A 23,784-nucleotide genomic window follows, 5' to 3' on the forward strand; every position below is an offset into this window, starting at 1 on the left:
CTTTGTCGAGGACACAAGCGTGATGAAAGTATTTACCGACATCGATGCCGATGACGAAATCGTAGGTCACGAGGACGATTCTCCATGTGCGATATGAGTGTGAAACGGACAGATATCGTCACTGGGTTCGTCGGACATACTCTCGCTGGCATCCACATTACTTGAGACTTCACCAGGGATTCCGGCGAGTCAGGTTCCTATTAGCAGTTGAAGTATGTCACTGCCTTCGGCGGCATCACCCCCCGGATCATTTTCAGACAGGGACAAAAACAAGCCATACCGAAGCCAGTGACGAGTCCCGCTGCTAAGCAGGGACCGGAACAAACATAACCCACCCCAAAAGGGGAGAAACCATGAATCCTCGGGTCCCCAGCAGGGAACTGCCTAAACCGTAATGGGTACGTGTCCGGCGAAGAATGTGATGTCGTACCGCACCGCGCTACTGATTGGTTCCTTTTCTGCTTCTGGTGCGGCGAGGGGCTGACTGTCAGATTCTAGAGTCTGGCGCCGAGCGCCCGGGCCGCGTCACGCAAGGGCTGTACATACTGTTTTCCGTCGAAGCGCTCGGAGGGGCCAGAAAGAGAAAGAACGGCGACAAGGTCGCCGGTGGGGTTGAACACCGGGGCGGAGACGCTGGCAAGCCCTTTTTCGCGCTCGTTGCGAGAATCGCTCCATCCCTGTTGGCGAACCTGGTCGACGGTCTCCTCAGAGTAGACGGCCTCTTTCATAATTCGGTCGCGCAGAGTCGGCCCGGAGAAGGCGACGAAGACGCGTGCTGCGCTGCCGGCGGTGAGAGGCATCCGCGCGCCCACGGGAACGGTGTACTTAAGCCCCGAAGGTGGCTCCTGCGCGGCGATGCATGTGCGCTGCATCCCAGTGAGCCTGTAGAGCTGTACCGATTCGCCCGTTTCCTCCATGAGCTGGGTCATGATCGGTACGGAGGCGTCGATAAGCTTGTCCGTGGAACCGGAGGCGAGCGCAGTGAGTGCCGGTCCGATAACCCATTTGCCGTCGGTTGAGCGAGCGAGGATCGAGTGAACCTCGAGTGCTGTGGCTAGGCGATGGGCTGTTGCCCTGGGAAGGCCGGTGATGTCGCACAGCTCGGTGAGCGTGTGCGGCCCCTCTGCGACTGCCCAGACGATGGACACAGTTCTATCCAGAACCTTAATGCCACTTTTGCCAGTGTTATACTGTCCCATGAGACGATATTAACATTCCATTCTGTGGGAGGCTAGTTTTGAAACCGCTAACAATGGCAGAGAAGGTGTGGAAGGCCCACGAGGTCTCCGATGGGCTCATCTACATCGATCTCCACCTTCTCCACGAGGTTACCTCGCCCCAGGCCTTTGATGGCCTGCGCCTTGCCGGACGAAAGGTGCGTCGTCCAGAGCTCACCATTGCCACCGAGGATCACAACGTTCCCACCGATGCCACCACGATCAAGGATCCGGTGTCACGGACGCAGGTGGAAACGCTGCGCAAAAACTGTGACGAGTTCGGTGTCCGCCTGCACTCGATGGGGGACAAGGAACAGGGAATTGTTCACGTCGTCGGCCCACAGCTCGGCCTGACCCAGCCCGGCATGACCGTGGTGTGTGGTGATTCGCACACCTCGACGCACGGAGCGTTCGGCGCCATCGCCTTTGGCATCGGCACCTCGCAGGTGGAGCACGTTCTGGCCACGCAAACGCTGCAGATCGAACCCTTGAAGACGATGGCCATCAACGTGTCTGGCGAGCTCGCCCCAGGAGTGACCGCGAAGGACCTCATCCTTGCCGTCATCGCCAAGATCGGCACAGGCGGAGGACAAGGCCACATCATTGAATACCGTGGTTCGGCCATTGAGAAGCTGACGATGGAACAGCGCATGACCGTGTGCAACATGTCCATCGAGGCCGGTGCCCGCGCGGGAATGATCGCCCCCGACGAGACCACGTTCGCATACCTCAAGGGACGCGACCACGCCCCCAAGGGTGAGGAGTGGGACAAGGCCGTGGAGTACTGGAAGTCGCTCGTCACCGACGAGGGTGCGGAGTTCGACACCGTGGTGGATATCGACGGCTCGGCCATCACGCCGTTTGTTACCTGGGGCACCAACCCGGGCCACGGCGTGCCACTGGCCAGCACCGTTCCCGCCCCCGAGTATTTCGCTGGCGACGAGGCCCAGGCCAGTGCCCGCAAGGCGCTCGACTACATGGGTCTCACCCCCGGCACCCCGATGCGTGACATCGACATTGACACTGTGTTCATCGGCTCGTGCACCAACGGCCGCATCGAGGATCTGCGTGCTGCAGCGCAGGTGCTCAAGGGCCGTACCGTAACCACCCGCACGTTGGTTGTACCCGGGAGTTTCCGCGTCAAGCTCGAGGCGGAAAAGGAGGGGCTCGATCGCGTCTTCACCGATGCTGGTGCCGAATGGCGTCTGCCTGGCTGCTCCATGTGTCTGGGTATGAACCCGGACCAGCTTGCTCCGGGTGAGCGCAGTGCCTCCACTTCGAACCGTAACTTTGAGGGGCGACAGGGTAAGGGTGGCCGCACGCACCTGGTGAGCCCACCGGTTGCTGCCGCGACCGCAGTGAGCGGACACCTGGCTGCCCCCCAAGATTTGGCACCCGTGTCCGCATAACCCAAACTCCACACGCGTGGCCGAGATACTGGCGGCGTAGATCGCTGCCGGGTACCCGGCTACCGCACAACCGCAGTAGAACCACAAGGAAAAAGATGGAAAAGTTTGACAAGCACACCGGCGTTGGGGTGCCCTTGAAAACCTCGAACGTGGATACCGATCAGATCATCCCCGCCGTGTACCTCAAGCGAGTGACGCGCACCGGTTTCGACGACGCACTGTTTGCTGCCTGGCGGCAGGATCCGGCCTTTGTATTAAACCAGGATGCTTACAAGGATGGCTCCGTACTTGTTGCAGGGCCCGACTTTGGTACCGGCTCCTCCCGCGAGCATGCCGTGTGGGCGCTGATGGATTACGGCTTTAAGGCCGTGTTCTCCTCCCGCTTTGCGGATATTTTCCGTGGCAACGCAGGAAAAGCGGGTCTGGTTGCTGGGCTCATGGCACAAGACGATATTGAGCTGCTGTGGAAGCTCATGGAGGAGACTCCTGGGCTCAAGCTGACCGTTGATCTTGGTGAACAGACTGTGCAGGCTGGCGAATACGTGCTTCCGTTTGAGATCGACGAGAAGACCAAGCACCGTTTGCTCGAGGGGCTTGATGATATTTCGGTGACGCTGACACACGAACGAGAAATCAACGATTTTGAGGCGCACCGACCAAGCTTCAAGCCGACCACTCTTTAGAGAGTTCTTAGGGCAAACCTGAGGTCCGGAACGGTAACAAAACTTGTAGCCACAGGTAGGCTCCGGTAACAAGGATCGTATGGTCGGCCCCATCCGGCCACGTCGGTTCCCTGTTAGTTGCTCCGGTGGGGTGAGGGAGGGAGCTCCGAGTAGGGCGCAGCACCTGACGGAACCGGGCCTCCATCACGTCGGTGGTATTCGCACGTCAGCGGATACCACCGATTTTTGGTGATTGGGTATAAAGCCCACATAGTCAGCAATCTGCGCGATACCACACATACGCCCAAGGAGATTCCGCCACCAGAAGGCAACTCTCCGTCTCGCGCACTCGGGCAATTTTCACGAACACGGGGTGAAATGAGCACCCGTGAACATCCGACGCGGTTCTTCCTCGCTGGGGGGTTTCGCCTCTCTGGTGCGCCAATTAACAAAAAGCCCACGAGGGCAGTCTGGAAGAAAGGTCCGGATTGAGCTCCTGTGAGCGGTTGGAAAACGCCATGTCAGCGTTACGTTTCCTGCGTTGTGGTGAGTAGGAAGCTTCTGCTGACCCCGTGAGGATAGCCGTGGGAAAAACAATGACGGCACGGGCGGGGAAGGTTACGCAAAAGTTAACGAAGCGTTACTTTGAAAGAAACCTTCTTCTTAAAATCGGCGTTTAAATTCCGGTAGGGAAAATCTAACACGCCCAGTGAGGGCGATTTTCTTGTCTATTGTGGTGGACTTCAGTAAAGTTAACAACAGGTTAACAAAAGGGTAACTCGAGACCGGTGGTGGCACCGTGTCCCCCAAGGAAAGGAACCGCAATGACCGCACAGTTACTGGATCGCTTCCGCATTGTCCGTGAGGACCTTCACCGTTACTACGGCGGATCCGTGGAAGAGGATGTTATCGACGGCATTGTCGACGACGCTATTGCTGAGGTTTCCAGTTCCGCGCGCTTGGAGAACTTTGTTCCTGTGCTTGTTGAGCGCGAGGCGCGGGAGCGCCTTGAGCGGTTGGGGACCGTGCGCAAGGAAGTGCTGTTCGCTTCACTCCACAACTCCGCCCGCGCGCAGCTTGCTTACGCTTTGGCGCGGCATTACGCAGGAGATCACCTGTTCATCCGCACCGTGGGTGTGGAAGGCCAGGCAAGCGTTGATCCCGACGTGCTCGTTGTGCTTGATGAAATGGGTGTTACGGGCGATGTTCTGTACGAGAAGGAGATCACGCCACGAACCGTCCACTTCTCCGACGTGGTTGTGCTGCTCGGGGTGGAAGAATCCCCAAGTCTTCCCGGGCTTCGCTACGTTACGTGGGATGTAGAGGATCCTGCAGGCAAGGGTCTCGCACCGATGCGTGAGGCAGCCCACGTCATTGACGGATTGGTGCGTGACCTCCTCGGAGAATTGTCGGAGTAACGGAGACGAAGAATCGTCTAGCGATCAGACCTTATAAATAGAAAGAAAGGAACCGGCGGAGCAACTGCTTCGCCGGTTTTTCTTCTCTCTTCCAGAGCAATGTCGGCTAACGTGGCGGTTCTGTCGCAGGACAGGGGTTCGCGCACCAATCGACTGCTAAGTGCTTGTAGTGCGGCGCTACTTCACGGGGAGGGCGCTGGCAAGGTAGTCGGCACCTGTGAGCTGACCACCGTTGAAAGACAGCACCCACACCGACCCCTTCTTGCAGGAGATCTCTTCCATCGGCAACGGAAGTCGGCCGGTGTCCGAATAGTGTTGAAGCAGCGCGGGGATGCGCTCACCTTGGGAAACAACAACTGACACGCCACCCATGGCGATAATCTCATCAAAGCGGGCGACGGCCTGATCCGGATCGGCGGAATCACCGAGCAGCGGATCAACAGTGACACTTACACCAACCTCTTCCGCAATGGGAGCCGCTGTGGACTGGCAGCGATCGGGTTCGGCGGAAAATACCCGCTCCGGACGGAACCCGAGGAGCATGGGGACAAGCATCTCCGCCTGGCGGAGACCCTTCTTTTCCAAGGGGCGAAGATTATCGTCGCCAGCCCACTTGCCGCGGTCGTGCGCCTTAGCGTGGCGCACGAGGAGAACACGAGACTGCGCAGGTAGGCGGAATCGCTTTTCTGCCTTCTCCAGGACGTGCGTGTCAACTTCGTAGGTGAGTAGATCCCTGGCCTCATCGAGGGTGACCCAACGCATCTCGTCGACCTCGTCGTTCGGGACGAAGTGCCCGCCGAGTACTCGCGCTGTCCAGTAGTAGACAATCTTGGTGCGGTCCAAAACCGGGTAGCTTACTTTGCCCAGGAGCTTGCCCAGCTTGACGGTGTACCCCGTCTCTTCGAAGATCTCGCGCACGGCCGTGACCGGTAGCGACTCACCAGGGTCTAGTTTTCCCTTAGCCAGCGACCAATCGTCGTAGCAGGGGCGGTGGATGATGGCGACGCGCGGATCAGAGACATCTCCCTTCCACAGGACTGCGCCTGCGGCTAGCGTCGGCCGTTTGATGTGCTTGCCTGGCTTCGCGGGGATCACCTGATAGCGGCCTGTGACATCGAGCGAATTTTCGCTGTCTTTGTCTTGTTCGTGTGGTGACTTCGACATGTTCTTTAAGTTACCCTGGTTTAATAATGAACCGAGTACATGGCTGACAATTCACAGCAGACTAGCACGAAAAGGTCGGCCCTCGGCTCGCGAAATAGACCGCGAAGAGACCTGAAAAACAGGACTCAGGATGGGTCGTGGAAAGGAAAAATTTCATGCACGTCGCAGTCATGGGTGCCGGTAGTTGGGGCACCACGATGGCGAAAGTAGCTGCCGACGCAGGAAATACGGTGACCCTGTGGGCACGCCGGGAGGAAGCGGCGCGGCACATCCAGATCACCCGCGAAAACACCGATTACTTGCCTGGTCTCACGCTCCCGCCGGCAGTCACCGCAACGTCGTCCGCGGAGGCAGCCCTGGAAGGGGCAGACGTTGTCATCCTCGGCGTTCCCTCCCAAAGCCTCAGGGGGAACCTGGAGCGATGGACCCCATTCTTGGAAAGGGGAGCGCTCCTTGTCTCGTTGGCCAAGGGCGTAGAAAATGGCACCGGTTTGCGCATGAGTGAGGTCATCGCGACGGTCACCGGCCACCAGCAAGAGAAGATCGCCGTGCTATCCGGACCCAACCTGGCCCGCGAGATTGCCCTGGAGCAGCCCGCAGCGACGGTGATCGCGTGCACGAATCATTCAAACGCGAAAATTGTCCAGGCAACGGTGTCCGCACCCTACTTCCGCCCGTACACGGTCACCGATGTCATCGGTGCGGAGCTAGGCGGAGCGTGCAAGAACGTCATCGCTCTGGCCTGCGGCATCGCGGTCGGCCGAGGTTTGGGGGAAAACACCGTGGCCACGCTCATTACGCGCGGCTTGGCAGAGATCACCAGGCTCGGTGTGAAGCTGGGAGCCGATGCTCGCACCTTTTCCGGGTTAGCGGGCCTTGGCGACCTTGTAGCCACGTGTAATTCCCCGTTGTCGCGCAACCGCACGTTTGGTGAACGCCTGGGGCGCGGCGCAACCCTCGAACAAGCCTCCCAGGCAACGCATGGCCAAGTTGCAGAGGGGGTAATATCGTCAGAATCCGTGTTCCACCTGGCGGAGGATCACGGAGTGGAGATGCCGATTACACAGGCGGTGTACGGCGTGTGCCACAATGCAGTTAGCGTTGAACAAACCATCACGGCCCTCATGGGGCGCTCGAAGAAGGCAGAGTAAAAACAAGTGACCACTATTGCCGTAATTTACGGGGGCAAGTCCACCGAACACTCCATTTCCTGTATTTCCGCTCGTGCGATCATGGAGCACCTCACGGACTACGACGTCATCGGCGTGGGGATTACCCGCGATGGCACGTGGACCACGGGTGATCCCCGCACGATGATGGACACCTTGCCCGAGGTGACCGTGGAGCAGGAAGTGTTCCTCCACAACAACGAAATCCGGGTGCTTGCAACAAGCGAGGTGCTGGCAACAGTCGACGTGATTTTCCCGGTACTCCACGGTGTTAACGGTGAAGACGGCACAATCCAGGGGCTGTTTGAGCTGTCCGGTGTTCCTTATGTAGGAAACGGCGTGCTGGCATCTGCGTGTGGCATGGACAAGCAGTACACCAAGAAACTATGCAAGGTGGCTGGCCTGCCGATTGGCAAGGATGTCGTGCTCGAGTCCGGTGAGGAATTCAAGCCTGGAAGCTTGACTTTCCCCGTGTATGTTAAGCCAGCTCGTGGCGGCAGCTCCATCGGAATCTCCCGCGTAGAGGACGAATCCGGCATCGATTCCGCTATCGCACTCGCCCGTGAAAGCGACTCCAAGGTTGTCATCGAGGAGGAGATCAAGGGTATCGAGGTGGAATGTGGCGTTCTGGAGTACCCGGACGGACGGATTGAGGCGGCCGTTCCTGCGGAGCTCATCGGAACCGAGGACGGCGAGGCCGGTTTCTACGATTTCTCTGCCAAGTATCTTGATGGGCAGGTTTCCGCTCGTATCCCTGCAAGTATTGGTGATGAGCAAATTGCCAAAGTGCAAGAGATTGCCATTGCTACGTTTAAAGCCCTCAACTGCGAGGGGTTGGCACGCGTGGACTTCTTCGTCACCGAGAACGGTCCGGTGATCAACGAGATCAACACCCTTCCGGGATTTACCCCGATTTCCATGTACCCGCAGGTGTTTGAGGCAAGTGGCGTGAGCTACGGTGACCTTCTGCGCATCCTTGTGCGCCAGGCGCTGAACAAGAAGAAGTAACGGATAACGCGCGTACCCGCGTTATCTTCAACCCGCGGTCTTTGCAGACCGCGGGTTTAGTGTTTAGTTGACCGCGGGTTTTTAGATCCGCGGTCTTTGTAGCTGCGGGCTGGTTGGTCACCGCACGTTGTACGGCGTTGCGGGCGGGGAACTGAACTGCCGGGGTGTCGGTTGCCGGGTGCCGGGTGTTGTCAGTGCTGCGACGAAAATGCTCCCCACTGGGTGGGGAGGTGGCGCGGGTGGTGTGCGCCTGTTTTCTTATTCAGCTGGCCCGATCTGGCGGGAAACGTCGACAAGCACACTATCGGCGAGGTCAAGCGGTGCAAAAACGGCGACCGTCGGGGTGCCCATCGACCACCACCGCAAGCCGGAGGAATCGGTGAACCACGGGCGACCGTCGAGCTGAGTGAGAGAAGCACCGGGGCCGTACTCGTCACTCATCGCCACCCCGCAGCGCACCTCAATCGGGTTGCGGGTGTCCGAGGTGTACAGCCACGAGCCGGTGGGAGAATCCGGCCGCTTCGTCAGCTTGTGGTCCTCGCCGTACTTCTCCGGGAGGTCGAGCTTGGCGCAGTAATCGGTCTGATCCTCTGCGGAGGCGTTAAGCGGCGCGAGCGGAGTCTCCGGAAGAGTAACAGGGGTAGATTCCAGCGTGGCGATAGCCTCATCCAGGCCGCGCGTGACCGTCTTCGAATCGCTCGTATCGGTGGCGGTGATGGCAATAGTGGGGCGTACGTTAAGCGAGTACCACGTCGCGTTGCCCGAATTGTCACTCACCCGCAGCCACTGCGCGTTCGAGTTCTCCGTCACGTGGCTTGCAGCCGACGCATAGGTGGGGGTAGGCATCCCACAGCGGACCGTGAGCTCATCCTCGAGCCCCTTCTTATACGCGGCAGCACCCGCAGGAACCGGATCGGCGATGGGGACCTGCTTATATCGCCCGATCTTGTCCGGCAGCGCCTCAATGAACTGGGAGCACTCGGCGGAACTGGATTCCTCGTACCCCAAATCGGTGACCACAGTCGGGCCACTGGCAGCTTTGGAATAAACAAACTTCGCGCCGAACAGCACGGCCACGACGAACACTACGGCAAGCACCAAGGCAATGACCATGGGAGTGTTCCTTTGGGTGTTTTTGCGTTCCATAGGCACTAGGGTAGCCGTTGTGACCAATGAGCACCTAAACACAGCGACCCTAGCCGAGGTGGGCGAAAAGGGCGTCATCGCAGCCATCCAAGAGGTGGCACCCAGCTCCATCAACGGGGATGACGCGGCCGTGCTCACCATCGGGCCACCCAACACCCGCACGGTGGTAACAACCGACATGCTGGTGGAAAACAGGCATTTCAACCTCGCCTGGTCCACACCCGAGGAGGTGGGCCACAAGGCGGTGGTGCAAAACTTTGCGGACATCCAAGCGATGGGGGCCCGCCCGATCGCTGTGCTTTTTGCCTTGTCCGCGCCCCCTACCACCGAGCTTTCGCTCGTCACGGGGATCGCCCGCGGCATCTACGAACGCATCCAGGAGTTCTCCGCCGAGCTCGTCGGAGGGGATCTCACCGCCGGGGACTCCATCGTTGTCTCACTGACTGCAGTGGGGTCGCTCGGGGGTAGCCAGCCACCACTCCTGCTCAACCGGGCGCGGCCGGGGCAAAAAGTTATCGCCAGTGGGCGCATCGGCTATTCCGCGGCCGGCTTTGATCTGCTCAAAAAGTTTGGGCGCGAGGACGTTCCCGTGGAGTTCCAGAAGCTTGTACGTGCGCACTGCACCCCGCCACTCATGCCCGATCGCGGGGTGGTTGCCCGGGCGACCGGTGCCACGGCCATGACGGACAACTCCGACGGGCTTATTACGGACCTGACCACCATGGCGGAACGATCCGCGGTCACCATCGACCTCAACGCCTCCGCCATCGAACCAGATCACCGGCTCCTGCGCGCCGCTGAGTTGCTGGGCAAGGACCCGTGGAAATGGGTGCTCACCGGCGGGGAAGATCACACGCTGCTGGCCACCACAACCGGCGATAACGTGTCCGGCTTCCGCCCCATCGGGCGCGTGATTCGCCGCACGGACAGCCCGGTCACCATCGGTGGCGAGAAACCGAAGTGGGTAGAAGGGTGGGGATCCTACTGATGGAGTCCACGCTTCCCATCGAATACGGTTGGCAGCAGGCGCTTGCGCCCGTAGAAAAGGACATCCACGCCATGGGTGAGTTCCTCCGCGAGGAGGTGGAATCGGGCAGGGGATACCTCCCACCAGGAAACGATGTGCTGCGGGCTTTCACCTACCCGTTTCACAAGGTGAAGGTGCTGATCATCGGCCAGGACCCGTACCCCACGCCCGGCCACGCCATGGGGTTGTCGTTTGCCACACGCCCCGGAGTGCGCCCGCTTCCCCGCAGCCTTGCCAACATCTTCACCGAGCTCGCCTCCGATTTGGGAGTAGATAAGCCAACCGATGGGGATCTCCGCCCGTGGTGTGAGCAGGGTGTTGCCCTGTTCAACAGGTGTTTGACGGTACAGCCGGGCAAGCCCGCCTCGCACCGGGGCAAGGGCTGGGAACACATCACAGAGCAGGCGATCCGCGCTCTTGCCGAGCGCGATCGTCCGCTGGTGGCCATCCTGTGGGGCAGGGACGCGCAGTCGGCGCAGAAGTTCCTCGGCGATACTCCCTGCATCACGTCGCCGCACCCCTCACCGCTCTCGGCATCCCGCGGGTTCTTTGGTTCCCGCCCGTTCAGCCGCGCCAATGAGATCCTCGCGCAGCTGGGGGCCACCCCCGTGGATTGGCGCTTGCCATAGAATGGCTCCTATGGAGATTACCGGTGACGTGCTGCTGCAGTGGGCCAGGCTGGCCACCAGCGCGCTGCACGAGTCCCGCGAGGAGATCAATGCCCTCAACGTCTTTCCCGTCCCGGATTCGGACACCGGTTCCAACATGGCGCACACGATGCAGGCCGCGCTCGATGAGGCGACATCCCTCCCAGCCGGTTCCTCCTTTGGTGAGATAGCCCGCGCCCTAGCCACTGGCGCCGTCAGGGGCGCGCGGGGGAACTCGGGCGTGGTCCTCTCTCAGGTTTTCCGGGGTTTGTCAGGCATTACCGGGGAAAGCGCCGGGATGGAGGATGTATCCGCAAGCCTGGGGGCAGCGGTAGACATGGTGACCCAGGCGATTGCCGACCCCAAAGAGGGCACGGTTCTCACCGTTCTGCGCGCCGCAGCCCGGGCCGCTCAACACCACGGTGCCACCATCGCGGATGTTGTCTCCGCTGCCAACAAAGCACTGGCTGAAACGCCCTCGCAGTTGGAGGAGCTGCGGCGGGCAGGAGTAGTCGACGCCGGCGGGCGTGGGCTTGTAGTCATCCTGGGTGCGTTGGAGGATGCCCTCAGTGGCGGGATCGGCAGCCACGTGTCCCCGGAGGTGGAGGCAAGCGGCAGCTACCTCGAGGTGATGTTTTACTTTTCTTCGCCGAATTTCGACGCTGACATTGTCGCCTTCGACGGGGATAGCTTCATGGTTGCGCGAGACACTGCGCACAGCGGCACAATCCATGTGCACACCCGCACAGCGGGAGAGCTCATCACCGAGGCGTTTGCCCGCGGGACGGTGACACACCTGCGTATCGAGGCGCTGCCGGATGATCCCCGCGACACCACCATCGATGTGGTGGTGCCGGAGAGTGCGCACGAATTTTTCCCCGACGCCTCCACCCTCACCTCCAACCGCGGGCTGCCCTACATCTACGTCAGCTGTGGGCTGCCCATTCCCCCGGAGCTGCCGCTCACGGCCGAGGTTTTGGACACCAACACCCTGGTGGAGGCAGTGGCGGCAGTGAGCATGTTTGATCCGCACGTCACACTGCCGCAGGCTCGCGAGACGATGCAGCGTGCGGCGATGCAGGTGACCTCTGTGGTGATAGACAGGGAAACCGAAAAGGCTGGAACAGCAGGCAGACCGTGGGTCGCCCGCTGCCGGGGGCAGGTTCTCACCCGCGCCGCAACGCTGGGGCAGGCGGTGGAAGGTGCTTTGACTAGCACCGTGACGGCGGCAAGCGAGCTGGTGACCATCATCGGCCCCACCCACGCGTTCGACGCGGAGGGTATTATGGCACGCGTATCGGAGTCCGTTGCGGGCTACGCCACCACGCCGTCAGACCAACACGCTGGTGAACAGGCCACACGGCGGCCGGGGGAGAATGTGGCACCGGAAGTTGTGACCCACGCAAGTGACGTATTTTGTGAGATCGGGGTGGAATAACTCATGTTGGGGTGGAAAGACTCGCGCCCGCTGACGGACCTGCTGCCGGCATCGGAGTGCCGGGCACTGAAGAAGAACTTTGGCATCACCAGCGTAACGGAGCTGCTCCTCAACTACCCACGCCGCTACATCGATTCCGGGCAGGGAACGGCCCTCCTGGATGCAAAGGACGGGGACATCGTCACCGTCATCGGCACCATCACCGATACCTCCATGACCATGACCCGCAAGGGCATGCAGATCTTCCACGTCGAGGTGGATGACGGCTCGGTCCGCGTCACCTGCGTGTTCTTCAACTCGCCGTACCTCAAACACGTGCTCGAGGTAGGAGCGCGAGTACTCGTTACCGGCAAGGTGAAAACCTACCGGGGGGCCCCTCAGCTTTCCCACCCCGGGTTCCTCGTCCTCGATTCCAAGCACAAGGGCACCGGGCAAATGAAGGAGCTGGGTAAGTACCCGGACGCGGAGGAGATCCTCCGCAACCTCACCGCCTCCCCGTGGACACCCATCTACCACGGCGCCGCCGGCTTCCCCTCCATGCGGATGTGGGCGGCCACCTCGGAGGTTCTGCGCCAAACGCCACCCATCCCCGAGCCCCTGGGGGAGCCGCCGGAGGGGATGGTGGATTTTGACACCATGGTGCGCGGTGTACACGTGCCCACTACCGTGTCGCCCTACGCCTGCCAGCAGCGCGCCCGCTACAACGAGGCGCTCGGGTTGTCGCTCGTCATGGCTTTGCTTCGCGACGACCAGTCGCACCGTCGCTCCCACCCGTGCGCTCTCCTCGGTGACGGGCAGTCGCGCCGGGAGATGTTCCTCGCCAGCCTCCCCTATACGCTTACCGACGGCCAGTCCGCCGTGGTGGACGAGATCGCCACTGACCTGGCTGGCTCGATGCCGATGTCGAGGCTCCTGCAAGGCGAGGTCGGTTCCGGTAAGACCGTTGTGGCTCTCATCTCCATGCTTCAGGTCATCGACGCCGGCTACCAGACGGCGTTTCTCGCCCCCACGGAAGTGCTGGCCCAGCAACACGCCCGGTCGCTGACGGAACTCCTTGGTGCCGTGCCCGCCCGGGTGGTGTGCCTGACGGGTTCCATGACGGTGGGGCAGAAGCGCGAGGCCCTGCTCAAGGTGGTCTCGGGCGAGGCGGACATTGTGGTGGGCACCCACGCGCTCATCCAAGACAGCGTGGAGTTCTTCGATCTTGGCATGATCGTGGTGGACGAGCAGCACCGCTTCGGGGTGGAGCAGCGGGACACGCTGCGTAACAAGGGCAAGGACGGCATCACCCCACACCTGCTGGCGATGACCGCCACGCCGATTCCGCGCACCATTGCTATCACCGCGTTCGGTGACTTGGAGGTCTCCATGCTCACGGAACTTCCTGGAGGGCGTAAGCCCATTCGCTCCGCTGTTGTGTGCGAGGGGAATGCCGCGTGGATGAACCGGGCGTGGGAACGCATCCGCGAAGAGGTGGAAAAGGGACACCAGGCGTTTGTTGTGTGCCCGCGCATCGATGGGCCCGGCGGGGTGGAGGAGGTGTACGAGTACCTAGAGGGGACGGTGTACCCGGATCTGGCGGTGGCGTTGTTACACGGCAAGCTGCACCCGGACGATAAGGAAGAGATCATGACGGCGTTTGGCCAGGGCAGGATCGATGTCCTCGTTTCCACCACCGTCATCGAGGTGGGTATCGACGTGCCCAATGCGACCATCATGATGGTGCGAGAATCTGAGCACTTTGGCGTGAGCCAGCTGCACCAGCTTCGTGGCCGAATTGGCCGTGGCGGGTTCGAATCGTGGTGCCTGTTCCACACGTTGACCACCCCGGATACCCCTCAGTACGCCCGCCTGCGGGCGATCGCCGATACCAACGATGGCTACACCCTGGCAACCTTGGACCTGGAAATCCGCCAGGAGGGCGACATCATCGGCACGAGCCAGTCAGGCAATAACAAGCAGGTGCGCCTCCTCAGCTTCGTCCGTGACGGTGAGATCATCGAACGCGCGAACGTCGATGCCGCCCAGCTGGTGCGGGTCAACCGTCCCCTGGCGGAAAAGCTCGTCTCTGATCTTGGCTCGAATGTTGCCGAGTACCTGGAGAAATCCTAAGGGGCCCCACCGCGGGGCCACTAAATGTCCTCTGGTGACTCGGTACCGGTCGCGGGACTCAGGCGACACGGGTCAGGACAGACCTGTTCTACGCCTGCCCAAAGCCTCTCGCACTGTACCTCCTACGCGCCACTAGGGGCGCCAGAGCCGAAGCTGCGCGGGGAGGCAACCCTGTACGGGAGCACCACCACGATCAGGGACGTGCCCTCCAGATGCATCCGGGTTGGCACCACAGATTGTGGGGGTTGCGCCGAACTGGGGTGGGGCTAAATAGAACTGGGAGTGGGGCTAAATAGAACTGGGAGTGGGGCTAAATAGAACTGGGAGTGGGGCTAAATAAGGGTTGACGGTGAGTGCGATTCCGCATGACGAGGGGGCAAGCTATTAGACTATGCTGCATGGAAATTTGCGCACCATTTGCCGGTATCGTGCACTTTAGTGTTAAAGCTGGACAACACGTCGAAGTGGGGGACACTTTGGCTTCTGTCGAGGCTGTGAAACTGGAAGCCCCGCTGCTCGCGCCGGTCCCCGGTGTGGTGAGTGCGCTATCGGCGGAGGACTTTTCAGATGTAGCGGGCGGAGACGTGCTTCTCACCATTGATGCTGCACCGCAGGAAGGTCAATAAATGGCACGCATCATTGCAGGCCAGGCGCGTGGCCGTAAGCTTCGCATCCCAGAAGAAGGCACCCGTCCGACAAGCGACCGCGCGAAGGAAGGATTGTTCTCCTCCCTCGACGTGCGCTTTGGTTTTCACAACCGACGCGTCCTCGATCTCTTCGCCGGATCTGGTGCGCTGGGCCTGGAGGCGATCTCCCGTGGGGCAGACATGGCCGTGCTCGTGGAATCGAACCCCAAGGCGGCGGCGATCTGTCGAGAGAACGCCAAGGCAGTGGGCCTGGGTGGGGTGTTTGTAGAGGAAACGAAGGCATCCACCTACGTTGCCTCGGCGCCACGTGACCACTTTGATATGGTGCTGGCCGATCCCCCCTACGATGTGGACGACGAGACGATCAACGAGATCATCGACGCGCTGCGCCCGCTGTTGAGGGATGGCGCTGTGGTCGTATTCGAGCGGTCGACGAGCTCCTCGGAACCGCAGTGGCCGGAGGATTTCCACCCGACCACGCAGAAGTTGAAGAAGCGGACGTACGGCACGACCCGTTTCGATATGGCTGTGTTCGAAAAAGCGGAGGGATAGCGCCGTGACTACTGTGTGCTGCCCCGGCTCTTTTGATCCGATAACCTACGGCCACCTTGACATTATCCAGCGTGCGTCGAAGCAATTCGAGCACGTGGTAGTCCTCGTGACGGTGAACAAGTCGAAGAAGGCGATGTTCACCCCCGAGGAGCGGATGGTCCTCATCCGCGAGTGCGTCCACGATCTGCCCAACGTCACTGTTGACCACTGGGAGGGGTTGCTTGTGGATTACACCTCGAAGCACGGCATCACCGCGATGGTGAAAGGACTGCGATCCGGGCTGGATTACGAGTACGAAAAGCCGATGGCTCAGGCCAACAGCAAGCTGACGGGCGTGGAGACGTTCTTCCTTCTCACCTCGCCGGCATACGGCTATATTTCCTCCTCGATTGCCAAGGAAGTCTCGCTTCTCGGCGGGGATGCCAACGGGATGCTTCCGGATAACGTTTTGGCCGCACTGGAGCGGAAGCGGGATGCCCTGACGTAGCCGCGTAGGGCAGGAAACACGATTGGGCACCCCATAAGTTCGCATAGCACCGCTCCCCACCCAGAGAAACCTCAAACACCAGAGTTCTCGGTTTCCCGGGTGGGGAGCGGTGTGTAGGAAAAAGTCTAGAACGCCGAAGCCATTGCCATTGCCCGCGAGGGTGCACCTAATCGTGGCTACGTTCGGGCCCGTGCACCAGTAACGGGCCCGTGCACTAATGACGGGCCCGTGAGCTAACCACGGGCCCGTCAACTATTTCTTAGACGTGTGTGCTACTTGAGCAGGGTGGAGAGGAACTTCTGGGTCCGCTCTTGCTGCGGGTGGTCAATGACCTCCTCGGGGGTGCCCTTTTCCACAACGAGCCCGTCGGCCATAAACACAACCTGGTCGGCTACCTCGCATGCGAAGCCCATCTCGTGGGTCACCACGAGCATCGTCATACCGTCGGCGGCGAGCTTCTTCATCACGTTCAACACCTCGCCCACGAGCTCGGGGTCGAGAGCCGAGGTGGGCTCGTCGAAAAGCATCAGCTTCGGGTTCATTGCCACAGCCCGGGCGATCGCCACACGCTGCTGCTGGCCACCGGAGAGCTGAGCGGGGTAAGCCGTCGCCTTGTGTGCCAGGCCCACCAGGTCCAGGAGCTCCATCGCCTGCTGCTTGGCATCCTCCTCGGAGACTCCCTTGACCACCATCGGCGCCTCCATGATGTTTTCCATGGCGGTGCGGTGGGGGAACAGGTTGAAGTTCTGGAACACCATGCCGATGTTCTGCCGCTGGGCTGCTGCTTCCTTGGCCGTGATCTCGTACAGCGCGCCGTTCTTTTCCTTGTAGCCGATGATCTGGCCATCGATGTACAGCCTGCCGGCGGTCACCTTTTCCAGGTGGTTGCAGCAGCGGAGGAACGTGGACTTACCGGAGCCAGATGGGCCGATGAGTGTGGTGACGGTTCCCTCAGGTACCTGGAGATCGATGCCCTTGAGCACGTGAAGGCTACCGAAGTCTTTGACCACCTTTTGAGCGTCAATCATGAGTGACATTGCTAAATCTTCCTTCTAGTCCTTGATGATCACGTTGCCGGGGAGTTTGCCTTCGGCATCTGCCAGCGCGGCCAGCTGCCGGGAGCTCAGCTCACGGGTGGCGCCGCGCTCGTAGTACTTCTCCAGGTAGCTCTGCCCGATCATGAGCAGGGACGTAATGGCGATGTACCATGTCGCCGCGACCAGCAGGAGGGGAACAGGCTCAAACAACGAATAGGAAATGTCGGTGGCTTTGCCGTACAGCTCGTAGGTGTACGGGACGGCAACAACAAGGGAGGTGGTCTTGAGCATGGAGATGAGCTCGTTGCCGGTGGGCGGGATAATGATCCGCATGGCCTGCGGAAGCACCGTCCGCTTCATCGTCTGCCACCAGCTCATACCCAAGGCCTTGGAGGCCTCGTACTGCCCCTCGGGGACGGCCTGCAAACCGGCGCGCACAACCTCTGCCATGTAGGCAGCCTCGTTGAGGCCCAAGCCGAGGCAGGCGAGGAGGAACATGTTGGACAGCAACCCCTGGAGGTCTATCTCTGCAAACCCCACGTTGAGGGTCTGGTAGATGGAGCCCAGCAGGCCCCAGAACACCAACTGCACGTAAATCGGGGTGCCACGGAATATCCACAGGTAGATCCATGCGAGGCCACTGAGCACCGGGTTGGGGGACATACGCAGCACCGCCAGGATCGCGCCGAGGATCACGCCGATCAGCATCGCGATGATGGTGAGCGCGATGGTGTGGAGCGAGGCGATGGCGATGCGCTTATCAAGCAGGTATTGGAAATAGGTGTCCCACCCGTAGGCCTCGTTGTGGGCCGCGCTGATCACAAACAGTGCGAAGAGCACGAGGAGGATGATGGCTGCGACCCACCGCCAGGGGTGCCGCAACGGTTTTGCTTCAATAGGTTTTGGTTCGTTCATTGCTTTTCCCTAGCTCTTCTTACTTTTCCTTGCTTACTTTGCTGGCTACAGCCGGTGGAAGCTCAACCTTCTCACCGTTGATCATCGACTGCTCGATGAGGGTGTCGTGGAGGTTCCACTGGCCCATGATCTCTTCGTACTTGCCCGTCTCAATGAGGTATTGAAGAGCCTGGGCGAGTGCCGGGGCCAGATCGGAACCCTTCTTTACCGCCCAGCCGTAGTAGGCGGCATCGAAGATATCGCCGATGACCTCCATCCTTCCGTCCGCGCGGGCGGCGGCGTAGGCCGTGATCGGCGCGTCCGCGGAGAATGCATCCACCCTGCCGAGCACGAGCGCGTTGGCTGCGGTATCGGAGGATTCGTAGGCGAGCTTGTGAATTTCCGGCTTTCCCTGGGCGACGCATTCCTCGGAGCGGCGGGCCACATCGTCCGTATCGGAGACGGTGCCACGCTGGACCGCGACGGTGAGACCGCACGCGTTGTCCGGATCGACGTTGCCACCTGACTGCTGGGCCCACTGAATGCCGGCGGTGAGGTAGTCAACGAAGTCGTAGTTCTTTCGTCGCTCTTCAGAATCCGTGAACCCTGACGCGCCGAATTCCACTGTGCCAGCGCTGATGGAGGGGAGAATCAACGGAAACTCCTGCTCCACAGGTTTGGCCTCAAGCCCCAATACCTTGCCGACGGCGTACGCCAAGTCGACATCGGAACCGATGATTTCACCGGCCGAGTTCTTGAACTCCATGGGAGGAAACGGCGGGTTGGTTCCGTAAGTGAGGATGCCGTCTGCGGCGACATCCTCCGGAACCAAAGCGGCGATTTCGGGAACGGTCTCCACCTCAACGGGCGTCCAGCCCTCGGGGTGACCTCCCTCATCATTGACCACGCATCCGGTGAGAGGCAGCGCCATCATCGCTGTGATGCACACTGCCAATCCACCTTTAACCCAACTTTTCATGCGCATAACTGTATCAAAAAATTATGCAGTTGCCAAGTGTATGTCATAAATGCAAGGCTACCTGTGATAATGGGTGAACGTGTCAGCGGATCAAAGTGATGAATATACGGTTGAATGAAAATTGTTACGCGCCTATGTGCCGTACAATGCCAACGATGGCTGTTTGTCCAATCTGAGGTGATGCGTATGGCGCGGCGGTTGTTGGCTCACCGCGGATACGCTGCAGTAACGTACAGTTACGCAGCTTGTGTCAGCACACGGACAGCGGCGCACTCGCTAAAAAAGGAAGGAATTAAGGATGACAATGAGGCTGGAAACTACGCGGCAGCGAGGGGTTCTTCTTGCCGCGCTTTTTGCGTTTTTGGCAGTGGTGGCCCTCGTAGTAAGCGGGTGTTCGGGCAGCGCATCGGAGGGCTCGTCGGCCGCCGAGACCTCGGCACCGAGCGAAACTGCCGGCGCGTTTCCGCTCACCGTGGCCAGTGATGACGGGCGCACGCTGACCTTAGATAAAAAACCCGAGCGGATCGTTTCTCTTTCCGCGAGCTCCACGGAATCCCTCTACGCCATCGGTGCGGGAGATGCCGTGGTTGCCGCCGATAAGTACTCCACCTACCCGGAGGAGGCACCCAATGATGAAAACCTCAGTGCTCGCGCAACCAACGCCGAGGCGCTGCTGACATACAACCCGGATCTCGTAGTGGTGTCCTGGAATGCCGAGGAACTGATCGGCGGGCTCGATGCCGTGGGCGTTCCGGTACTCGTGATGCTCCCGCCGACCACGGTGGACGGAGCCTACGAGCAGATCGAGAGGCTCGGCCAGGCTACCGGGCACGCCGAGGAAGCTACCGGTGTGACTAGCGATATGAGGCAGCAGATCGAGAAAACGGTGGCGGCTTCCAATCACAAGGGGGAGGGCAAGTCGTACTTCCATGAGGTGACCATCGACTACTACACCGTCTCCAACGACACGTTCCTCGGCGATGTGTACAGTCTGTTTGGGCTTTCGTCCATTGCTCCCGAGGATGCCTCCGGCTATCCGCAGCTCACCGAGGAGGCGATCATCGCCGCTAACCCGGATTACATCTTCCTCGTGGACCACACCTCGGAGAAGCTGACCCCGCAGCAGGTGGCAGACCGCCCCGGCTGGTCTGCGATCACCGCCGTGCAAGAGGGCCGCATCATTCCCCTCGACGAGGACCTCGCCAGCCGCTGGGGGCCGCGCCTGCCCCAACTAGTGGAGCAGATCGCGGAGAACCTGTAGTTCCGCATAACAACCCCCACGCGGACGCGCCGGTAAGCAAGCAGTAAGCACAGTCGGTGCGTACGACAAGTCCCCCAGTAGCGGTGAGCAGCTGGGGGACTTGCCGTTGGATTGAGCGATTACCCCGGTGAAAGGTACGGTGGAAAACTGTGCGAAAACGCAACGTCCTCATCGTGGTGGTCACCGCTGTTGCCCTGCTCATCGGAGCGGTGGCAGCCACGTCGTCCGGAGCCCTGGGCATCAGCTTCGGGGCATTGGTGGACCACGTCGTCGGTCGCGCGCCACTCGGTGCGCGGGATCTCGCCGTGGTGACACACATCCGGCTCCCACGAGTGGTGCTCGCCATCATCGTTGGTGCTACGCTGGCGGTTTCCGGAGCCGTCTTCCAAACCCTGTTCCACAACCCGTTGGCCGACCCGTATTTCCTCGGCGTTTCGTCGGGTGCGAGCCTCGGTGTCACGGTGGCGATGGTTGCAGGCGCGTCGAGCGCAGGGGTCATCCCCGCAGCTTTCGTGGGAGGGCTTGCGGCGGTAGGCATCGCCTACCTTGTGGGCACCCGCGCGGGAGGACAACCCACGGTGGTGATTCTCGCGGGTGTCGCAGTGTCTGCGCTGGCCAACGCAATACAGAGTTACACACAGGTGCGTGGCATCAACAAGCTGGAAAACGTGTACGTGTGGTTGCTTGGCAACCTTGGGCGTTCCGATTGGGGCAAGATCGCCGTCATCACGTGTGTGGTTGTTCCGTGTTGGGCGGTTATCCTCGCGGCGGCGAAAACACTGGATGTGCTCATGCTGGGTGAGTCTGAGGCCCGTTCCATTGGTGTCAACGTGGTGGTTGCGCAGGCTGTGCTCATCGCGGTTGCGACCCTTGCTACGGCGGCCGCCGTGAGCGTTTCCGGTCTTATCGGGTTTGTCGGCATCGTCGTGCCCCATGTCCTCCGGCTCCTCGTCGGCCCAGGCCACAAGCTGCTGCTTCCGCTGACCCTTATCGTTGGTGGCGGTTTCCTGCTTGCAGCAGACACCCTTGCCCGCAGCCTTGTCGCTCCGCAGGAGCTTCCCGTGGGTGTGGTCACCGCGTTTGTTGGGGCTCCCTTCTTCCTCTTCCTCCTCGTTCGTTCGACACGATCGGGGGCGAGGTCATGAGTGAAGAACCGGCGGTCCAGCTGCACGGGGTGTCCGTGCAGTACCGGGGAGCCGAACGCCCAAGCCTGTCCAATCTCGATCTCACGGTGCAACGTGGCGAGTGGCTCACGGTCATCGGCCCCAATGGGTCTGGGAAGACAACGCTTATCCACGCCATAGCCGGCTTGGTTCCGAGCACCGGAAGCATTGGTGTAGCGGGTGTGAACCTGAGGAAAACGCCTCCCCGAAAGCTGGCTCGCACCGTGGCACTGATGCCCCAACGGCCTACGGTGCCAGCGGGCATGACAGTGTCGGACTACGTGCGTCTAGGGCGCTACGCGTACGCAAGTTCGTCGCGTGTTAACGATGAGATCGTGGACAGCGTCCTCACTCAGCTGGGGATTGCAAAGCTGCGCGGTGCGTTGGTTTCTCGCCTCAGCGGCGGTCAGCAACAGATCGTCGCACTTGCCCGCGCGCTCGCCCAGCAACCCGAAGTTTTGCTTCTCGACGAGCCCACCAGCGCTCTCGACATAGGTCACGCTCAGCGCGTGCTTGAGCGTGTAGATGCTGTCCGTCACGAGCGCGGGCTCACTGTTATCTCTACGGTCCATGACCTCGTGTTGGCCGGCCAATTCGGCGACAGGCTCGGGCTCGTTGTCGATTCTCACCTGGTGCAGGTAGGTCAGGCGGAGGAAATTCTCACCGTCGACAGGATCAGCGATGTCTACGGGGCGCAGGTGAAGATAGTCAAGGTCGAGGGTCACGCTGCGGTGATTCCGGTGCGCAAGCCGTCCGTCCGCACGAACCAGAGAGAATAGGACGCCGAATGCGCTCGGTAGCACGTAGTACTACGTGTGACCGCGCCACTAGAGCAGCAGACGATCATTGAGCGATGAAAAGGGAAGTCGGTGGAACATCAGTCACACGCTCTTACTGCCTATGAGCAGTTAGACGAGCGGGCCTTGACGGGTAATCAGAAGTCCCTTATCGGGCTCGTTGTCGTGGGAAACCTTGCCGAATACTTCGACATGTTCCTCATCGGCTTCGTCGTTGCGCTCCTCACACAGCCATGGCACCTGACCGGCGGCGAGGCCGGGTTCATCCTGGCCTGCGCGGGTTTAGGCAATGTGCTTGGGGCCATCGTGTGGGGACGATTGGCGGACATTATCGGACGCAAAAAGTCCTACATGTGGTGCGTCATCATGTTTGTCAGTTGCACAGCCTTGACTCTTGCTGTACCCGAGCGGGGGTGGTTCGTCCTCGGGCTGCTGCGCATCGGCGTGGGCATCGGGGTCGGCGGCCTCAACATTTCCTCCATCCCCTACATCCAGGAATTCGTGCCGACGAGGAGGAGGGGCCTCCTTGCCGGCCTTGGCTCCACGTTCATCCCCGCCGGACTCTTCCTCGGCTCCCTCGCTCAAAAGGCGGCGGGGGAGAACTGGCGGGTTCTCATCGTGCTCGGCTGCGTGCCCATCGTGCTCCTGTTCTGGCTCGCCGCTGTGCCAGAATCTCCTCGCTTCCTGGTACTCAAAGGCCGCACCGACGCTGCGCGCGATGCCCTCGCCTGGGCGATGGACATGGAACGCGACGAGGTGGGTGCACTTCCCACGTATGCCCGCCCCCAGCGTGGCGCAGGCAAGGCTGCCTACCGTGAGCTCATTACCAAGCACTGGGTGTCCCTTCTCCTCGTGGTGATCGGGACGTTTTCGTTCATCCTCGGTGCCACGACGATCCAATCGTGGGGGCAAACGCTGCTCAAAGACGGATTCGGTTACTCCGTAAGCACGATCGCCTCACTCATGATGATCGCCTCGCTGTTGGACATTATTGGGCGCGTGGGTGCGGCCTTTCTTGCCGATATCATTGGGCGCAAAATCGTGTTGTTTGCGTGGGGAATACTTGCAGCCGGAGGCTGCGCCCTTGCCACTGTGGCCATCCACCCTGATGACGGGGTGACTTTCTTCATAGCGGTGTGCATCATCTTGATGTTCGGCGACGGTGCGTTCGGAATACTCAACTCCCACGGTGCGGAGCAATTCCCCACGTCGATCCGCTCCACCGGGCTGGGGCTGGGGTACGGGCTCGGTGCGACCGCAAAAATCGTAGGCCCGGCGCTACTGGGCTGGCTGATCGGGGACCAGTCGGTGGCGGGGGACATGAGTTTGGACATCATTCGCCCCGCATTCACGTTTTACGGAGCGTGTCTCCTCGTCGGTGCCGTGACCTACCTTTTCACTAAGGATAAGAAAGGTGTCCGGCTGGATGAGGACTAGCAGCGTGGCTCCAACAGTTGGATGTTCAGGGCACATCGGAGCCCACCATGGTGAGGCCCAGATGGTGGGGCGCAGACCGTTGAGCCCCAGACGGTGGGGCCACGCCGTTCGGA

General features: G+C 60.7%; 22 protein-coding genes. 16 read left to right on the top strand and 6 right to left on the bottom strand.

Going from position 1 to position 23,784, the window contains the following annotated elements:
• Window positions 1–494 precede the first annotated feature (494 nt).
• The gene (locus HMPREF1219_RS02020) at window positions 495–1,199 is read right to left on the bottom strand and encodes an IclR family transcriptional regulator (protein WP_016457348.1); all 705 of its coding nucleotides are present in this window, start codon (window positions 1,197–1,199) and stop codon (window positions 495–497) included.
• Between the two features lie 53 nt (window positions 1,200–1,252).
• On the opposite strand from HMPREF1219_RS02020, the gene leuC reads away from it, so the two are divergent.
• The 3 genes from leuC (at window position 1,253) to HMPREF1219_RS02035 (ending at window position 4,706) form a co-directional block, all read left to right on the top strand.
• Window positions 1,253–2,626: a 3-isopropylmalate dehydratase large subunit gene (gene leuC, locus HMPREF1219_RS02025; protein ID WP_016457349.1), complete on the top strand. Its 1,374-nt coding sequence runs from the start codon at window positions 1,253–1,255 to the stop codon at window positions 2,624–2,626.
• Between the two features lie 95 nt (window positions 2,627–2,721).
• Window positions 2,722–3,309, top strand: coding sequence for a 3-isopropylmalate dehydratase small subunit (leuD, locus tag HMPREF1219_RS02030; protein ID WP_016457350.1), 588 nt, complete (start codon window positions 2,722–2,724; stop codon window positions 3,307–3,309).
• A gap of 803 nt (window positions 3,310–4,112) precedes the next feature.
• Window positions 4,113–4,706 (top strand): arsenate-mycothiol transferase ArsC, encoded by a 594-nt coding sequence (locus HMPREF1219_RS02035; RefSeq protein ID WP_016457351.1) that lies wholly within the window; start codon window positions 4,113–4,115, stop codon window positions 4,704–4,706.
• A 177-nt stretch (window positions 4,707–4,883) separates the two neighbouring features.
• Here the strand turns inward: HMPREF1219_RS02035 and HMPREF1219_RS02040 are convergent, their stop codons facing one another.
• Window positions 4,884–5,870: an NUDIX hydrolase gene (locus HMPREF1219_RS02040; RefSeq protein ID WP_016457352.1), complete on the bottom strand. Its 987-nt coding sequence runs from the start codon at window positions 5,868–5,870 to the stop codon at window positions 4,884–4,886.
• Window positions 5,871–6,025: 155 nt separating this feature from the next.
• Here HMPREF1219_RS02040 and HMPREF1219_RS02045 point away from each other — a divergent pair, with 155 nt between their 5' ends.
• Together HMPREF1219_RS02045 and HMPREF1219_RS02050 are read left to right on the top strand one after the other, a co-directional pair.
• The gene (locus HMPREF1219_RS02045; protein ID WP_016457353.1) at window positions 6,026–7,021 is read left to right on the top strand and encodes an NAD(P)H-dependent glycerol-3-phosphate dehydrogenase; all 996 of its coding nucleotides are present in this window, start codon (window positions 6,026–6,028) and stop codon (window positions 7,019–7,021) included.
• A 6-nt stretch (window positions 7,022–7,027) separates the two neighbouring features.
• The gene (locus tag HMPREF1219_RS02050; RefSeq protein WP_016457354.1) at window positions 7,028–8,047 is read left to right on the top strand and encodes a D-alanine--D-alanine ligase family protein; all 1,020 of its coding nucleotides are present in this window, start codon (window positions 7,028–7,030) and stop codon (window positions 8,045–8,047) included.
• A 258-nt stretch (window positions 8,048–8,305) separates the two neighbouring features.
• Here HMPREF1219_RS02050 and HMPREF1219_RS02055 read toward each other — a convergent pair whose 3' ends face one another.
• Window positions 8,306–9,193, bottom strand: coding sequence for a DUF3515 family protein (locus HMPREF1219_RS02055; RefSeq protein ID WP_040427109.1), 888 nt, complete (start codon window positions 9,191–9,193; stop codon window positions 8,306–8,308).
• 19 nt (window positions 9,194–9,212) lie between these two features.
• Between HMPREF1219_RS02055 and HMPREF1219_RS02060 the strand changes: the two genes are divergently transcribed.
• The 7 genes from HMPREF1219_RS02060 to coaD all read left to right on the top strand — a co-directional run bounded on the left by HMPREF1219_RS02060 (window position 9,213) and on the right by coaD (window position 16,103).
• Window positions 9,213–10,181, top strand: a complete 969-nt coding sequence (locus HMPREF1219_RS02060; RefSeq protein ID WP_016457356.1) for a thiamine-phosphate kinase — start codon at window positions 9,213–9,215, stop codon at window positions 10,179–10,181.
• Window positions 10,181–10,849, top strand: a complete 669-nt coding sequence (locus HMPREF1219_RS02065) for a uracil-DNA glycosylase (RefSeq protein ID WP_016457357.1) — start codon at window positions 10,181–10,183, stop codon at window positions 10,847–10,849. The genes HMPREF1219_RS02060 and HMPREF1219_RS02065 overlap by 1 nt, the downstream gene beginning before the upstream one ends.
• A gap of 10 nt (window positions 10,850–10,859) precedes the next feature.
• Window positions 10,860–12,305, top strand: coding sequence for a DAK2 domain-containing protein (locus HMPREF1219_RS02070; RefSeq protein ID WP_245554377.1), 1,446 nt, complete (start codon window positions 10,860–10,862; stop codon window positions 12,303–12,305).
• Window positions 12,306–12,308: 3 nt separating this feature from the next.
• A complete protein-coding gene (locus HMPREF1219_RS02075; RefSeq protein WP_016457359.1) occupies window positions 12,309–14,417 on the top strand; it encodes an ATP-dependent DNA helicase RecG in 2,109 nt (702 codons plus the stop codon).
• 398 nt (window positions 14,418–14,815) lie between these two features.
• Entirely contained in the window at window positions 14,816–15,043 is a 228-nt protein-coding gene (locus HMPREF1219_RS02080; protein WP_040427112.1) for an acyl-CoA carboxylase biotin carboxyl carrier protein subunit, read from the top strand.
• Window positions 15,044–15,616, top strand: a complete 573-nt coding sequence (rsmD, locus tag HMPREF1219_RS02085) for a 16S rRNA (guanine(966)-N(2))-methyltransferase RsmD (protein ID WP_016457361.1) — start codon at window positions 15,044–15,046, stop codon at window positions 15,614–15,616.
• Between the two features lie 4 nt (window positions 15,617–15,620).
• Window positions 15,621–16,103: a pantetheine-phosphate adenylyltransferase gene (gene coaD / locus HMPREF1219_RS02090; RefSeq protein ID WP_016457362.1), complete on the top strand. Its 483-nt coding sequence runs from the start codon at window positions 15,621–15,623 to the stop codon at window positions 16,101–16,103.
• Window positions 16,104–16,375: 272 nt separating this feature from the next.
• Here the strand turns inward: coaD and HMPREF1219_RS02095 are convergent, their stop codons facing one another.
• The 3 genes from HMPREF1219_RS02095 to HMPREF1219_RS02105 are packed head-to-tail and all read right to left on the bottom strand — an operon-like array spanning window position 16,376 to window position 19,019.
• Window positions 16,376–17,140 (bottom strand): amino acid ABC transporter ATP-binding protein, encoded by a 765-nt coding sequence (locus HMPREF1219_RS02095; RefSeq protein WP_016457363.1) that lies wholly within the window; start codon window positions 17,138–17,140, stop codon window positions 16,376–16,378.
• Window positions 17,141–17,155: 15 nt separating this feature from the next.
• Complete coding sequence (locus HMPREF1219_RS02100; protein WP_016457364.1) at window positions 17,156–18,055, bottom strand: amino acid ABC transporter permease; 900 nt, start codon at window positions 18,053–18,055, stop codon at window positions 17,156–17,158.
• Between the two features lie 19 nt (window positions 18,056–18,074).
• Window positions 18,075–19,019: an ABC transporter substrate-binding protein gene (locus HMPREF1219_RS02105; RefSeq protein WP_040426769.1), complete on the bottom strand. Its 945-nt coding sequence runs from the start codon at window positions 19,017–19,019 to the stop codon at window positions 18,075–18,077.
• Window positions 19,020–19,317: 298 nt separating this feature from the next.
• Here HMPREF1219_RS02105 and HMPREF1219_RS02110 point away from each other — a divergent pair, with 298 nt between their 5' ends.
• The 4 genes from HMPREF1219_RS02110 (at window position 19,318) to HMPREF1219_RS02125 (ending at window position 23,671) form a co-directional block, all read left to right on the top strand.
• Window positions 19,318–20,274, top strand: a complete 957-nt coding sequence (locus tag HMPREF1219_RS02110; RefSeq protein ID WP_016457366.1) for an ABC transporter substrate-binding protein — start codon at window positions 19,318–19,320, stop codon at window positions 20,272–20,274.
• Window positions 20,275–20,423: 149 nt separating this feature from the next.
• Window positions 20,424–21,419: a FecCD family ABC transporter permease gene (locus tag HMPREF1219_RS02115; protein ID WP_016457367.1), complete on the top strand. Its 996-nt coding sequence runs from the start codon at window positions 20,424–20,426 to the stop codon at window positions 21,417–21,419.
• Complete coding sequence (locus tag HMPREF1219_RS02120) at window positions 21,416–22,216, top strand: ABC transporter ATP-binding protein (protein ID WP_016457368.1); 801 nt, start codon at window positions 21,416–21,418, stop codon at window positions 22,214–22,216. The genes HMPREF1219_RS02115 and HMPREF1219_RS02120 overlap by 4 nt, the downstream gene beginning before the upstream one ends.
• A 90-nt stretch (window positions 22,217–22,306) precedes the next feature.
• Window positions 22,307–23,671 (top strand): MFS transporter, encoded by a 1,365-nt coding sequence (locus HMPREF1219_RS02125; RefSeq protein ID WP_016457369.1) that lies wholly within the window; start codon window positions 22,307–22,309, stop codon window positions 23,669–23,671.
• The last annotated feature ends 113 nt before the right edge of the window (window positions 23,672–23,784 follow it).

Origin of the sequence: Corynebacterium pyruviciproducens ATCC BAA-1742, from assembly GCF_000411375.1 — a bacterium.
In the GTDB taxonomy this organism is placed as follows: Bacteria; Actinomycetota; Actinomycetes; order Mycobacteriales; family Mycobacteriaceae; genus Corynebacterium; species Corynebacterium pyruviciproducens.

What these genes read in the sequence shown, in the direction of transcription:
- HMPREF1219_RS02110 (WP_016457366.1), top strand. Translation starts at nt 19,318, where the DNA reads ATGAGGCTGGAAACTACGCGGCAGCGAGGGGTTCTTCTTGCCGCGCTT.
- HMPREF1219_RS02070 (WP_245554377.1), top strand. Translation starts at nt 10,860, where the DNA reads ATGGAGATTACCGGTGACGTGCTGCTGCAGTGGGCCAGGCTGGCCACC.
- HMPREF1219_RS02040 (WP_016457352.1), bottom strand. Translation starts at nt 5,870, where the DNA reads ATGTCGAAGTCACCACACGAACAAGACAAAGACAGCGAAAATTCGCTC.
- HMPREF1219_RS02105 (WP_040426769.1), bottom strand. Translation starts at nt 19,019, where the DNA reads ATGCGCATGAAAAGTTGGGTTAAAGGTGGATTGGCAGTGTGCATCACA.
- HMPREF1219_RS02100 (WP_016457364.1), bottom strand. Translation starts at nt 18,055, where the DNA reads ATGAACGAACCAAAACCTATTGAAGCAAAACCGTTGCGGCACCCCTGG.
- HMPREF1219_RS02055 (WP_040427109.1), bottom strand. Translation starts at nt 9,193, where the DNA reads ATGGAACGCAAAAACACCCAAAGGAACACTCCCATGGTCATTGCCTTG.
- HMPREF1219_RS02120 (WP_016457368.1), top strand. Translation starts at nt 21,416, where the DNA reads ATGAGTGAAGAACCGGCGGTCCAGCTGCACGGGGTGTCCGTGCAGTAC.
- HMPREF1219_RS02045 (WP_016457353.1), top strand. Translation starts at nt 6,026, where the DNA reads ATGCACGTCGCAGTCATGGGTGCCGGTAGTTGGGGCACCACGATGGCG.
- HMPREF1219_RS02080 (WP_040427112.1), top strand. Translation starts at nt 14,816, where the DNA reads ATGGAAATTTGCGCACCATTTGCCGGTATCGTGCACTTTAGTGTTAAA.
- HMPREF1219_RS02035 (WP_016457351.1), top strand. Translation starts at nt 4,113, where the DNA reads ATGACCGCACAGTTACTGGATCGCTTCCGCATTGTCCGTGAGGACCTT.
- leuD (WP_016457350.1), top strand. Translation starts at nt 2,722, where the DNA reads ATGGAAAAGTTTGACAAGCACACCGGCGTTGGGGTGCCCTTGAAAACC.
- HMPREF1219_RS02095 (WP_016457363.1), bottom strand. Translation starts at nt 17,140, where the DNA reads ATGTCACTCATGATTGACGCTCAAAAGGTGGTCAAAGACTTCGGTAGC.
- leuC (WP_016457349.1), top strand. Translation starts at nt 1,253, where the DNA reads ATGGCAGAGAAGGTGTGGAAGGCCCACGAGGTCTCCGATGGGCTCATC.
- rsmD (WP_016457361.1), top strand. Translation starts at nt 15,044, where the DNA reads ATGGCACGCATCATTGCAGGCCAGGCGCGTGGCCGTAAGCTTCGCATC.
- HMPREF1219_RS02020 (WP_016457348.1), bottom strand. Translation starts at nt 1,199, where the DNA reads ATGGGACAGTATAACACTGGCAAAAGTGGCATTAAGGTTCTGGATAGA.
- HMPREF1219_RS02075 (WP_016457359.1), top strand. Translation starts at nt 12,309, where the DNA reads ATGTTGGGGTGGAAAGACTCGCGCCCGCTGACGGACCTGCTGCCGGCA.
- HMPREF1219_RS02065 (WP_016457357.1), top strand. Translation starts at nt 10,181, where the DNA reads ATGGAGTCCACGCTTCCCATCGAATACGGTTGGCAGCAGGCGCTTGCG.